This window comes from Vibrio hibernica (genome assembly GCF_015223435.1).
Lineage (GTDB): Bacteria > Pseudomonadota > Gammaproteobacteria > Enterobacterales > Vibrionaceae > Vibrio > Vibrio hibernica.
Map to the genome: position 1 here is coordinate 17,491 of NZ_VHKO01000003.1, position 14,074 is coordinate 31,564.

At 39.5% G+C, this 14,074-nt stretch carries 9 protein-coding genes and 1 pseudogene; 3 read left to right on the forward strand and 7 right to left on the reverse strand.

What is annotated here, in order from left to right; all coding sequences use genetic code 11:
- Positions 1–131: 131 nt before the first annotated feature.
- Entirely contained in the window at positions 132–1,463 is a 1,332-nt protein-coding gene (locus FH976_RS02210) for a GGDEF domain-containing protein (protein WP_194089288.1), read from the forward strand.
- A 44-nt stretch (positions 1,464–1,507) separates the two neighbouring features.
- Here the strand turns inward: FH976_RS02210 and FH976_RS02215 are convergent, their stop codons facing one another.
- The 4 genes from FH976_RS02215 to FH976_RS02230 all read right to left on the reverse strand — a co-directional run bounded on the left by FH976_RS02215 (position 1,508) and on the right by FH976_RS02230 (position 6,252).
- Complete coding sequence (locus FH976_RS02215) at positions 1,508–2,254, reverse strand: SanA/YdcF family protein (RefSeq protein WP_228767316.1); 747 nt, start codon at positions 2,252–2,254, stop codon at positions 1,508–1,510.
- A gap of 234 nt (positions 2,255–2,488) precedes the next feature.
- Positions 2,489–4,177: an NAD-dependent malic enzyme gene (locus FH976_RS02220; protein ID WP_194089289.1), complete on the reverse strand. Its 1,689-nt coding sequence runs from the start codon at positions 4,175–4,177 to the stop codon at positions 2,489–2,491.
- 376 nt (positions 4,178–4,553) lie between these two features.
- Positions 4,554–5,657, reverse strand: coding sequence for a phosphoribosylaminoimidazolesuccinocarboxamide synthase (locus FH976_RS02225; RefSeq protein ID WP_194089290.1), 1,104 nt, complete (start codon positions 5,655–5,657; stop codon positions 4,554–4,556).
- Positions 5,658–5,844: 187 nt separating this feature from the next.
- Complete coding sequence (locus tag FH976_RS02230; RefSeq protein ID WP_194089291.1) at positions 5,845–6,252, reverse strand: hypothetical protein; 408 nt, start codon at positions 6,250–6,252, stop codon at positions 5,845–5,847.
- Positions 6,253–6,349: 97 nt separating this feature from the next.
- On the opposite strand from FH976_RS02230, the pseudogene FH976_RS02235 reads away from it, so the two are divergent.
- Positions 6,350–6,576 (forward strand): annotated as a pseudogene (locus tag FH976_RS02235) (aquaporin); the annotation flags it as partial.
- Positions 6,577–6,739: 163 nt separating this feature from the next.
- On the opposite strand, the gene FH976_RS02240 reads toward FH976_RS02235, so the two are convergent.
- Complete coding sequence (locus FH976_RS02240; RefSeq protein ID WP_194089292.1) at positions 6,740–6,925, reverse strand: hypothetical protein; 186 nt, start codon at positions 6,923–6,925, stop codon at positions 6,740–6,742.
- Between the two features lie 116 nt (positions 6,926–7,041).
- Positions 7,042–7,728, reverse strand: coding sequence for a DUF2786 domain-containing protein (locus FH976_RS02245; RefSeq protein WP_194089293.1), 687 nt, complete (start codon positions 7,726–7,728; stop codon positions 7,042–7,044).
- 255 nt (positions 7,729–7,983) lie between these two features.
- Between FH976_RS02245 and ydiJ the strand changes: the two genes are divergently transcribed.
- Positions 7,984–11,094: a D-2-hydroxyglutarate dehydrogenase YdiJ gene (ydiJ, locus tag FH976_RS02250; RefSeq protein WP_194089294.1), complete on the forward strand. Its 3,111-nt coding sequence runs from the start codon at positions 7,984–7,986 to the stop codon at positions 11,092–11,094.
- A gap of 111 nt (positions 11,095–11,205) precedes the next feature.
- Here the strand turns inward: ydiJ and FH976_RS02255 are convergent, their stop codons facing one another.
- Positions 11,206–14,028 (reverse strand): Hsp70 family protein, encoded by a 2,823-nt coding sequence (locus FH976_RS02255; protein WP_194089295.1) that lies wholly within the window; start codon positions 14,026–14,028, stop codon positions 11,206–11,208.
- Between the last annotated feature and the right edge of the window lie 46 nt (positions 14,029–14,074).

The following is a 14,074-nucleotide window of genomic DNA, read 5'->3' on the forward strand; positions in this document are numbered from 1 at the left end:
ATTTTAATGCCTTTAAATAAGGATAAGCTTTATTATGACTGGTTTATTTTATAAAGTTTAAGAAAGTGCTTACTTTAGGGGAGTTATGTTCCTGAACGTATTATTTATCTCGGTATATTTAAGGTGTTGAGATGAGTTCAAAAAATATAGTCAATAAATCAATATTATTAGTTGTTATCCTCAATATATTTATTACTGCGATCTATTTATTATTTAATGATCACAAAAGCCTCTTAATTACACCAGAGAAATATGTTTATTCGGTAGCGACAGATCAAGCTCTAGGCGGGAGAAGCCTAGCATCTGTTCATTCCGAAAATAATTCGACGACTATGTCCTGTGAGCTTAACAGTAGTGAGAATTATCGCTGGCCTTACTGTGAGTTGACGATTCGCCTTTCTGATGACATAAAAAATGGATTGGATTTATCTCAATATAACTCAGTCATTCTTGATGTAGATTACAATGGTCCTGAAAGCGGTAATCAGAAAGTTAGAATTAATTTACGTAACTTTGAAGAGGATATATTTAATCCAGATGATGATAATACGATTAAATATAATGGTATTGAGTATGCGCCAGGCCAACATCAAGGTCCAAGAATAGTTGGTTTTGATAAGTTTCAAGTATTAACGTGGTGGCTATTTGATTACAATATTGACCTTGAACATTCAGGGGTTAAATTAAATAACGTTCCTTTTATTCAAATAGCAACAGACTCAGGATCAGAGCCTGGACGTTATAAAGTAACCATTCATAAAATAATGTTTATAGGTCATTACATTCGCCGTTCAACCTTCGCGTTCATATTGCTTTTTACTTGGGTTATTGGCGCAATAGCTCTATTTATTTATCAACGAACTTCGGCCCGAGTCGAAATTGAGCAAATGGAAGAACGAACTAAATCTTTAGCGGCGATGAACCAGAAATTAAGTCTTCGTTGTAATGAAATTGAAGAAATGGCGATTAAAGATGAGTTAACTGGTGCTGTGAATCGACATGGTATTAAAGATTGGTTGGATAATATTGCTAGGCGAGTTCGTTGGGGACTGGATTCGGTTTCAATTATCTATGCCGACCTAGATAACTTTAAAGTCATCAACGATCAATTTGGTCATCAAGTTGGTGATGAAATATTGCGGCAATTTGTGGATTTAACACGCTCAGAGTTGCGTGACAGCGATAATTTGGTCAGATGGGGTGGAGAAGAGTTTATCATTTTTTGTTCTGGTTCAAATATCCATGTTGCTACAAGAATTGCAGAGCGAATTCGTACGACCATTGAAAATCATCAATGGGAAATGATTGGCAAGCTTACCTGCAGTTTTGGCGTCACGGAATTAGTGGCTGGTGAACGTGTAACAGAAATGATTGCTCGGGCTGATGAAGCATTATATCAAGCAAAAAATAATGGTCGAAACAGAGTGGAAACGTTAGCGAAATTAATCACTTCGCCTCGTTGAGATATTTTTGATGTTGGTCGTATATGATATTGATTCAGAATGAATTAGTGATGGATGTTTTCATCTTTTTTTGTATTTTGATAGTGGGGGTTGTTCTCTTGAGGACTAAGGATTGGCTTAATTGGCCCTAGAAATTTTGGTTTTGCGTTTAAAATATAAAGATCAAGAAAGGCCTTGGTTCGCGCAAAGACTTCTCTTAGCCTGACATGAAACCCTGATGATTCAAGTGGTCCAGGCACAGCTAAACAGCTGGCATCTATATGATGATATTGTGCAATATACAGTGCACGTTCACAGTGGAAATCTTGCGTGATGATCAAAAAATGATCAGCTTGAAAAATGTCTCTCGCTCGGATGATGGAATCCAAAGTTCTAAAACCGGCGTAGTCCAAATAGATTCGTTTGTCCTCTATCCCTGCTTTTAATAAATCTCGTTTCATAGTCCATGGTTCATTATATGAACGGTGAGCATTATCCCCGCTTAATAAAAAGGTTTGAACTTTTTTTTGTCGGTACAAGTTAATGGCTGCTTCAATACGATGTGAATAGTAGGTATTTAAGGTTCTCCCGATGTATTTGCTGGTGCCTAATACCAATCCAATATCATGAGGAGGAACCTCATTAATATTATGATAAATGGAGTCTTGAGTTTTCCAACTGATGATACGGTCGATTGCAAAAGCGAACAGACACACAGATAAAATAGCTGATATAAAAACATAAGCTAGAATCAGAAAAAAAGAACGGCTAAAAAAGAAAGTTCGTTTATGTTGCATTGATGCGGTATCCATAGCTTGCCTTTTCTTGATGACATTCATTAAGTATGGCAACCAAGTATCAATAAATATCCTATCAACATTAAATTATTGTCGAAAGCTAATCTCAGTTTCCGATGATACCAGTCCAACGCAATCGTGAAAAACAAAAATGCCCACTAAAAATAGAATAGTGGGCAAGTATTTTTATTGCAAAGCGCTTCGTATTACCAAGTGCTTCTTATTACAATGTATTACTGTCATCAAATATTAGAACGCAGTACGTTTGTATTGACGATACTCCGGTTGCCAGAATCCATTGTTAATGGCTGATTCAATTGCTTCATCAGTGATTTCAAGAGCAACACCTTGTTCGATGGCTTTTTTAGCGACGGCAAAAGCGATTTTTTTCGAAACCGCATGGATTTCTTCTAGTGGTGGTAGTAACGCCCCTTTACCTTTTATCGCTAATGGTGAACACTCTGCTAGAGATCTGCTCGATTCCATCAGCATTTCATCGGTTACGCGAGAAGCTGATACAGCGAGTACACCGAGCCCAATGCCTGGGAAAATATAACTATTATTACATTGTGCAATAGGGTAATCCTTGCCTTCATACCTTACTGGTTCAAAAGGGCTACCTGTTGCGACAAGTGCCTGACCTTTAGTCCAATGGAAGATATCATGTGGTGTCCCTTCAACACGGCTAGTCGGATTAGATAGTGGGAAAATTATTGGGCGTTCGCAGTTGCTGTGCATTGCCTCGATAACTTCTTGACTAAACAAACCAGGAACACCTGAAACACCAATCATTACTGTTGGTTTGGCATTTTTAATCACATCAATTAATGCAAAACCTGGCTCTTCACTTTTCCATTTTGCAATATGTTTCTTTTTCTGGATAAGTTTTTGTTGAAAATCAAGCAGATTTTTCATTCCTTCTTGTAACAAGCCCCAACGGTCAACCATGTATACTCGTGAGCGCGCTTGTTCATCAGTCAATCCTTCTGCAACCATTTGAGCAATGATAGCTTCAGCAATCCCACAACCTGCGGAACCAGCACCGACAAAGGTAATACGCTGATCTGACAATTGGCTACCGGCTGCATGACAGGCCGCAATCAAAGAGCCTACAGTAACAGCAGCAGTGCCTTGAATATCATCGTTGAAGCAACAAATTTTATCTTTGTAGCGTTCCAGCAGTGGCATTGCATTTTTTTGCGCGAAATCTTCAAATTGAATTAATGCATCAGGCCAGCGGTGTTTGATGGCTTGGATAAAGTCATCTACGAATTTATTGTATTCATCACCAGTAATACGTGCATGACGCCAGCCCATATACATAGGATCGGCTAATCGTTGCGGGTTATTTGTACCCACATCAAGCACAATTGGAAGAGTGTAAGCTGGGCTTATTCCACCACAAGCGGTATATAAAGAGAGCTTTCCAATTGGAATGCCCATACCGCCAATACCTTGGTCACCTAAGCCTAAAATACGTTCACCATCGGTTACTACTATGACTTTTACATTCTGGCTAGTGGCATTGTTAATAAGATCATCGATACGATCACGGTTTGGATATGAAATAAAAAGCCCACGTCCACGGCGATAAATATTAGAGAAATTTTCGCACGCCGCGCCAACTGTTGGTGTGTAGATAATCGGCATCATTTCTGTAATATGATTTTGAACCAATCGATAAAACAGGGTTTCATTCGTATCTTGAATGTTCCTTAAGTAAATGTGCTTATCCATATCGCTTTCAAAAGCCGTATATTGTCGATAGGCACGTTCAACTTGTTCTTGAATCGTTTCTGTAGCTTCAGGCAGCAGACCTTCTAGGTTAAATGCTTTTCTCTCTTCAGTTGTAAAACCACTACCTTTATTTAGCAGTGGAGTTGCCATCAAAACTGGGCCGGCGTAAGTAATATATAAAGGGCGTTTATCATTATTCATGTGGGACTCTTTTGTTTTTCACGAGCAATGGATATTTAGTGGTCGGATTGCACTACTTTATGGGCTATCGTTATTTTACGATCTCATGTTTAGGCCCTTATGATAAAAGGGATGATAAGATTGTAAACAATTTTAGCATTATGTTTAGCTCTCGCGCACAAATAATGTGAATTCAAAATATTAGCGAGTTTTCAGTTATACAATGGTGACGATAAGATAAAATATTACAATGAACGATTATATTGTTATGTGCGGTGTGGCACAATTCCACTAAATAATGTTTAAAGTATTGTATACAATCTCTGGATTTTTGACAAAAAAATAAGCCAGAGGAAAGTCAGGCTTATTTTTATCTATAAATCAGCAGTTTGTATCCTTAAACGATTAAATCATATTCTTTTTGTAATACATCAATGATTTCTTGTTTTGGATTTTCACTTAGCATAATTGGTTTGCCGATAATTTTCCCTGCAATCGCTAAGTATGTATGAGATATTTTCATGATTTCTTCAGCGGGTAATACATTATCTTGAGCGAGAGCAAAGCGTTCAGGCATACGGTTTTTATTTAATAAAATATCTGGATCAGGGAAGTACTGTAGCAGAAACTGGCGGAAACCTTCCTTTGAATTTTCGACGATTTTGCCATCTTGATAAGCGTGTTTATCCCAAATACGAGAAGAGTCAGGCGTGCCAACTTCGTCCATATAGATCAGTTTTTCTTTACCTTCTGTATCATTGACGTAGCCAAACTCAAATTTAGTGTCGACAAAAATTTGATCAACCTCGCTCAGCGCTTGGCTGATGACCTTAAAGCCTTCTTTTAATAATCGCTCATATAAATCAATATCTTCAGGCTTGGAAAAATTGAATGCTGAGTAATTACGCTTAATATCATCTCGAGTAACATTCACGTCATCGGCTTCAGGAACATTTGGGATTCCCTTTAAAATACCTTTGGTTGATGGCGTCATTAATAATTCAGGTAAAATTTTATCTTTTTCTAAATCTTCTGGTAGGTTAATACCGCAAAATTCACGTTCGCCTTGGTCATACGCTCGCCACATTGAGCCTGTAATATATTGACGGCAAATTGCTTCAATCATCACAGGTTTCGCTTTTTGGACAATCCATACAAAGGGATGGGGAATATCTAGAATATGGCTATCAGCAAGGCCATTATCTTTAAACAGTTGGAACCAGTGATTTGAAATCGCATTGAGTGCCGCACCTTTTCCTGGGACCCCATTCAAGCCACCGTCACCGCGCCAAATACAATCAAAGGCAGATATACGGTCACTGATTACCATGATCGCTAACGGAGCATCGGCGGCTACGTTGTATCCTTTTTCTTGAATTAATCGGCGGCTATCTTTTTCAGTTAACCAATAAACAGAACGGACTTTGCCACTGTGAACAGGCTTATCTGTACGGATAGGGAGATCATCATTCACGGCAAGAACTTGATTAGCAGGGCTCATTTCCACATTCCTATTTAAAACTAGGCTAATAATTACTGGCATGAAGTAGTCATACCGGAAAGCCAAATAGTAACAGAATTAAGGTGGACTCATCCAGAGAAAAAGCAAACGTTTGCTTTGGTTTCTAATTTAAAATAAAGGATCAAATAGTATGTTCTATAAGATCAATTTTAAGGATTAACATTCATTAGTGGATATTACGCATTAAGGTGTTTTGCATAGCTTGTGTCATAAAAAAAACTTCACATGCTGTTTCTTTTGCTTTTAATTCGATTGCGATGCGCTCTTCTTTACTGAATGAATCGCCTGTAACAATGGCACTTGCTGTATTGACGGTTAAAACTTTCATAATGACATCGGTTTCACTCATTGTTTGAGATGATTTCATTTTGATCACTTTTTTAGCTTCGATATTAAAACAGCGTAATTCACTTACTGTTGGTAGTGTTGCTTGGTCGGTGAATATTATCCATTTAGGCTGTTTGGCTAAAAGAGACAACCGAGCAAATAAGGGGCTGTTAACTGAATACAATTCTTGATTTGCCGCTAATAACATCGATGCTTTTGTTTCATTTGAAAAAGAATGAATTAACATAGTGCTGTCCATATATCCATACTGTATGCATGAACAGTACCCGTGTTTGAAGTTGTTATCAAGTCAATTATTGAGCGATTTATGAATTAGTGTGATTATCGCCATTGGTTTATGTCTAGCTCTGATCCACTTAATCACTATTCCAGTACAAATACTTCAGTTAACTCTGCTCGTAATACTGCTGTAGCTGTCTTTGTAGGTGATTGGACGACATCGCAATTATGGCTATTCTGGGTTGTTCCAATCATTGGTGCAATTTTAGGAGCCTTGATTTATCGTCTTCTACGTTATGAGAAAAATTACGAAAAAACTGAAAACGTATAAACATAAGCATAAATAATTTGTATTGAGTGAAGGGTATATCTTACTTTATCCATACAAATTGAATTTATTATTCGAATTCAGGACGTTAAAAAGGCGCTTATTGGTTATAAAACCAAGCGCCTTTTTTATGCATGTCAGTTGTTCTAAAGCTGGCATTATAAGATTAGTTAAGTCTGCCTTGTTTCACTCGTAATGCGACTTCTGCTAAGTTGAACTGACGTACATCAATTCTGGCGAGATCATGACATTCTGAGCAAGTGTGATTACTGATCCCATCAATATAATCTAAACGTAGTAAATTAGCGGTAAATTGTTTACACCAATCGCATGTCCCGTATGTCTTTTCCATTTTTGTCCTATTTACTGCTAGCTATAATCCACAAGAGTGTCGTGAAGCTTATGTTGTAAGGGGAATCCATTGTTCATGTATTTAGTGCGCTAGATCCCAAAATTAATTGATGGAGATTACTGGGTTAACTTTTTCTTTTCAGCGGCGCCATCAATAGGGCGATTGACTGATATTTTGCGCCCTTTTTTTAATCCTACTTCGTAATCAGCGGTGAGATTTTTCATCGCTTCTCTTAATTGTTGTTTGAATGTTTCACGATCAATGTTAGCAAATTCTTTATCAATATAATTATTAATTTTATTGGCAGAATCATCATCAGGTGCAATTAAAGGCAGTTTTTCTAAAGCGCCTTCAATCCAGCCAGAAACAAACGAATTGACGCGTCTTGTGACTTCGAGACTACCTGTTCCTGAACCTGAAAAGCTATTACGGAACTGTCCTGTATGTTCATTCATTTCACGGTAAACAATATCAAAAGCGAAAGCGGCAAAAATAGCCCGGTCTGCTTCGCCAATAAACTCAACACGCTTTAGTCCTTTATGATTGAGTAAAACTGCTTCAACACCAAATCGAGTATTAATACCACGAATGATACGTAATAAATTTGAGCTAATACTAGCAGGAAGAAGATGACTAGATTGGGTCTTACCAAGTTTAATAAAGTCGATATCATCTTTATCTAACCCATATTTCAACATGAGTCGATGAGCCATCTTTATTGCTTGGGCTGCTTCGTTGACATTGGCTGAGTTACCTAGCTCAAGACATTTAGCAATTTTTTTAAGCGCTTTTTGTTTAGACATTCAATTCAGGCTATTTATCGAGTTAAGAAAATGAGCCAAGCATTCTACCGTTTTTCATCTCTTTTATAAAGATGTAAGCTGATTTTGCTTGTGGAATATTGTCTTTAATATTTGTAATTTTTACTCCTAACAGTAAGTCAAATGTTGTAAAGTGATAAGATTCAAATAAATAACAACAGACCCCAAATGGAATGGGCGACGCTGTTTTATAAAAACTAATGTAGCGATGATGTTAGGACAGGGAGCAGAAATATAATGGTCGTTAAACGCGATAATTCTACCGATAAAAAGAATCAAAAATCTTACCGTAACAACATATCTTTACCACTTCTTACTCATGGTTATTCTGTTGACCCAATCGTTGCTACCTATCTTGAAGAATTGAAGCGATCAGGATTTGAAGGGAAAATTGAACAATCTTATGCAAGTCGCCTAGCCGTGGCGACAGATAACAGTGTATATCAACAATTACCCCAAGCCGTCGTCCTCCCTAAGCATACTCAAGATGTACAACTTATTGGTAAAGTCGGTGCTCAAGATAAGTATAATACGGTCACTTTTTCAGCCCGTGGCGGTGGTACTGGCACTAATGGACAATCATTAACTAAAGGCATTGTGGTTGATATGTCTCGTTATATGAATAAAGTCCTAGAAGTGAATGAAACGGAAGGTTGGGTAAGGGTTCAATCTGGTGTTATTAAAGATCAACTAAACGATACTGTGCGTCAGTATGGGTATTTTTTCTCACCAGATCTTTCGACCAGCAACCGCGCCACGATTGGCGGCATGGTTAATACGGATGCTTCCGGTCAAGGCTCTTTGAAGTATGGTAAAACTTCCGACCACGTTTTGTCGTTGCATGCCGTATTTGCGGATGGTTCATTTTATGACACGCAAGGGGACAATAAACCTGAAGTTGGCACCTTTGCTAGTCGCGCCTTAATTGAAACCGAACAAATTTGTCGTGAAAATCGTGCCGCGGTTGACGCTAAATTCCCACCATTAAATCGTTTTTTAACCGGCTATGATTTAAAAAATGCGTTAAGTTTTGATAACAATGAATCAGGTGAGTTTGATTTAGCACGAGTATTGTGTGGCGCTGAAGGTTCACTGGCATTTATTACCGAAGCAAAATTAAACCTAACTCGAATTCCAAAAGCACGGACTTTAGTCAACGTTAAATATAATTCGTTCGATGCCGCCTTACGCAGTGCGCCATTTATGGTAGAAGCACAAGCTTTATCCGTTGAAACCGTTGATTCAAAAGTGTTGAACTTAGCTAAGCAAGATATTGTTTGGCATACCGTAAGTGATTTGTTGACTGATGTTGAAGGCAAAGACATGCAAGGCATCAACATCATAGAATTTGCCGATGAAAATGAAGCAAAAGTTAAGGCTTTAGTGGATGATTTGGTGGCGACTTTAAACGTCAAATTGGAAACAGAAGAAGGCGGGATCATTGGTTTCCAAGTGTGTAATGATTTAGTAGGCATTAATAAAATCTACAATATGCGTAAAAAAGCGGTGGGTTTATTAGGCGGCGCGAAAGGGCGAGCTAAACCGATTGCCTTTGCTGAAGATACCTGTGTACCACCTGAAAATCTTGCCGATTATATTGCTGAATTTAGAACCTTGTTAGATGGCCAGTCGTTAAATTATGGCATGTTTGGTCACGTTGATGCTGGTGTGTTGCATGTTCGTCCAGCACTGGATCTATGCGATCCTGAGCAAGAAAAACTAATGCATCAAGTTTCCGATGATGTAGTCAAGCTCGTCGCAAAATATGGTGGTTTGATGTGGGGTGAGCATGGTAAAGGTTACCGTTCTGAATATGGCCCAGAGTTTTTTGGTGAAGAATTATTTATGCAGCTTCGCCGGGTTAAAGCCGCCTTTGATCCTCTCAATAAAATGAACCCAGGTAAGATCTGTACGCCAGTAGACAGCCTTGATGAGTTGGTTAAAGTCTCCGGAACAAAACGCGCATTTTATGACAGACAAATTCCAGTTAATGTTCGTGATAGTTTTAATCAGGCGATGGATTGTAATGGTAACGGCTTATGCTTTAACTACGATGTGAATTCACCGATGTGTCCATCGATGAAAATCACCGCTGATCGTCGTCACTCTCCAAAAGGACGCGCCGGTTTAGTGCGAGAATGGTTACGCCAATTAACTGAGCAAGGAATTGATGTTTTAGATTTAGAGCAGCAAACGTTAACTCAGTCTACGTCGATTAAAACCATGATAGATCGTATACGACATAGTGTGAATAAGAAGAAACAATATGACTTTTCTCATGAAGTTTACGACGCCCTAAATGGCTGTTTAGCGTGTAAAGCTTGCGCCAGCCAATGTCCTATTAATGTTGATGTTCCTTCATTTCGTTCACGTTTTCTTAATATTTATTATTCGCGCTATCAACGCCCGGCAAAAGATTATCTCGTGGCTAACATTGAAACCTTATTACCATTAATGGCAGTTGCGCCGAAAGTCGTTAACAGTATGTTAGGGATAAAATGGGTTCAGGATTTAACCAAAGCCAGTATTGGATATGTAGATACCCCGTTATTATCGACACCCACATTGAAGCAACAATTAGCGCAAAATGAATGGGACACTCGCTTTAGTTTGTCGCATTTACAATCTTTATCGGATAGTGAAAAGCAAGATTATGTATTGGTGGTTCAAGATCCTTTCACCAGTTATTATGACGCGCAAGTGGTTACCGATTTTGTTGCATTAGCGATTAAGTTGGGCAAAAAGCCAATTGTTTTACCGTTTAAACCCAATGGTAAAGCGCAACATATCAAAGGGTTTTTGAAGCAATTTACTCAATCTGCGACGACAACGTCTGCGTTTTTAAATGACATTGCTAAGTTAGATATTCCATTAGTGGGCGTAGAGCCTGCAATGGTTCTGTGCTATCGCGATGAATATCAAGATGTGCTAGGTAAAGATGCATGTCAGTTTAACGTTCTTATGGCACATGAATGGTTACTGCCTAATTTAAGTTCAGGCACCAACACCTCAACAGAGGAACTGGCTGATTGGTATTTATTTGCGCACTGCACTGAAAAAACCAAGTTACCTAATGCGGAAAAAGAATGGGGACAAATCTTTCAACATTTTGGTGCGAGATTGCAAAGTATTGCGGTTGGATGCTGTGGCATGGCTGGAACCTTTGGTCATGAGGCCGATAAGCTTGAAATGTCTCAAGGGATCTATCAACTTAGCTGGCAGCCAAATTTAAATCGTTTGCCAAAAGAGCGCTGCTTATCGACTGGTTATTCTTGTCGTAGCCAAGTGAAACGCTTTGAAGGAGAAAAACTTCAGCACCCAGTACAGGCACTTCTATCCATTATATAAGTTCGATTTTTACTTTTTGCTCTGTATTTATGAGTGATGGTTAATGACAAAAAAGCTGCAGACTGAAAAGTTTGCAGCTTTATTTTTTACTTTATCCAACCGTCAAGTTCATCAATTCATCATATGTAATCCGGCGGGAATAGAATCGCCGAACACTTTTTTCGATTCATCTTCGGTTAACTCTTTTACTTCGCTGACTAAATCAATCCAAGTTTGACTGGCTCGGTTGAGTTGTAGTTTGTCTATGATTTGAGCACGAATATCGTCGGCAATATCACGACTGCGATCACCCGTTTTGCGAGCCATCATAACGGCGGCAAAGGGGATAGTGGGTTCTTGCTTCCAATCCAAATCGAGCATTTTTACCAGCCATTGAGAGACTTGGGCTACAGGAATAATATTATGTTGGCTGCCATATAATTGAGTGCGAGAGGCTAAGCGCGCCAATGCCCACCAATGCGCTTGAACATAGTCGTTACTTTTTTGCGCTCGGTTGAAAAACCAAGTGGCGAGTAACACTTTATCTTCACTGTCTAAGTGCTCTAATGATGCAGATAAACGAACCATTGCCTCATAGCCTTGCTCGCTGACTTCTTTACTGGCACCTTTGGCACTATGGGCTCCAGGATGTAAATATTTAGCAATATCGGCCAAAATTGTTTCTTGTTGTTCTTGATTAAGTCCACCCGCAATTCGGCGCCAGAAGATCCACCAGTCAGACCAAGTTTGACTGGAAGGGAATTGGATGCCTTGTTGGTATAAAGACCACGTTTGTTCACAGCGCCAACTATCGGTTGGATCACCAAATCCTGGGCGTAAACAAAATCCAGCTAAGCGTAACCATTGTTTTTCATGATCGGCAGAGCGGCGGCGGCGCTTATTACCCAGTGAAAATGCATCAAATAATTGGCGTAAAGTCGAAAAATCCCACAGCTCACGTTTGCCTAATTGTTTTTCTAAGTCTTTATTCAGTGTTTTAATCAGTTTTGGATTATCTATTTTTCTATTGCCTGAATATGCGGTTGCAATCAAATCTTGCGCTTGAGCCAGCCTCGGGTGTGCTTGTGCTTGCTCGAACTCTTCATGTTTTCGAGTTTCAAATTCTAATAACCATCTTTGCTTGTTATCTTCCAAGCTGACACATTCTAATTTTAATGTGCCCACCTCGGTCAGTTGGCAAGCAAGCATGACCTCGACTCGATCTTTTTGATTAGCTTGCAGAGCATCGCGCGACGTATTGCTATCGAGAGTGGCAATATAAGGTGGCAATGGTCTAAAAGCGACTTGAGATCGATTTTTATCAACATCAAGTAACAAGCTGTTTTGTGGTGGAGTTAATAAATTGGTGCTATCAATAAATTGCTCTTGAGTAGACGTCAGCAGATCGATTTGAATTGGCTCTCCTAGTGTGAGTAAAAACTTACGCCCCGTTAAGCGAATTTCATGGCCAGCTTCACTGCCTTTTGCGAGTAAACATAATGCCTGTGAAGCTTTCTTTTTTTGCTTGAGATGTAAGAAGTAAGATCGGGCGGAGCCACCTCCAATTTTAAGTTGTGCGCCGCGACGTGCTTTTGTATACGCGACAGCGCCGAATGCCACCGATAAATCTGGGTTTGGATTATCCAATAATGTAATAGGGGAATCGTTCCATTTATTGAATAAATCCACCATACGGTTTTCAACTAACTCGCTATTAAACACACCACCGTTTAATAATAAGCCCGCGGGAATACGTTGTTCAGGGGCGTGATTTTGAATGAATTCAGCAATATGACGACTGATCGCGGCATCGGCAGCATAAGGCAGACCAAATTCAACGACGGCAGTACGGCGTTTTAGGGGCATTTCATTTTTGTCTGTGAGAGGGAAAAAGCCATCCAGTACAATTTGATGGATCTCTTGCTTAGTAATCGGTGCGCTTTTCGTGCCACCAATTAATCGAGAACCCGAGCCTAATACGGATATTTTAGCTTGCTCGGGGGCATCGGGTCGCAGTAGATCTTCTTTTACTTTACGAGTTTGTTGGATCAGCTTCATCAGTGAGGCGGCGTTGAGTTTTTTACTGGTGCTGTTATCACTTAAACGTTGCTCGGCAAGGTGGGCGAGAGCGAGATCAATATTGTCACCGCCGAGCATTAAGTGATCGCCAACCCCTATTCGATTAAGGCTCAAATTACCATCGGTATGAGTCGCAGAGATTAAGCTAAGATCGGTCGTACCACCGCCAACATCGCAAACTAAAATTGAGGGGATATTTTCTAGCTGTTCAGATGCTGAATCTAAATGACGACTATACCAGTCATAACATACCGCTTGAGGTTCTTCCAATAAATGGATGTTCGGCAACCCTGCTAGTTTTGCCGCTTGTAGCGTTAAGTTACGCGCAGTTTCATCAAATGATGCCGGGATCGTCACGATCACTTCTTGCTGTTCGAGCTTATGGATCGGGTGATGGTGATTCCAGCTTTGACGCATATGATTTAAATAGCTGGCGCTGGCGATTAATGGTGAGATTTTCTCTACATCATCATTCGATGACCAAGGCAAAATATCAGACTCTCGGTCAACCGCATCATGTGAAAGCCAACTCTTCGCACTCGACACTTGACGACCTTCGACTTTCGCGCCTAATTCACGCGCCCATTCCCCAATAATTGCGTTGGGTAAATCATCAACAATCGTTTGGTTATCCCAAGGAAGCGTTAAATCATGCTCTTGAAATTGGTTGTTAGCCGGATGAAAACGAAAAGATGGCAATAGAGGCTTGCGTGCTACTTCACCTGCGCCGACAAGCTGATCAATATCGAAGATAGCCACTGGGCTGTGGGTAAGGTCATCTTGAATCTCGCAATAAGCCAACACACTGTTTGTGGTTCCTAAATCGATACCGATTAAGTATTGCGCTTTAGTTGAGCGAGAAAGTGTTGATGGCATAGTGATTCCTATTGAGAAAAAAGGGAATAAAACAAAAACGGCATAT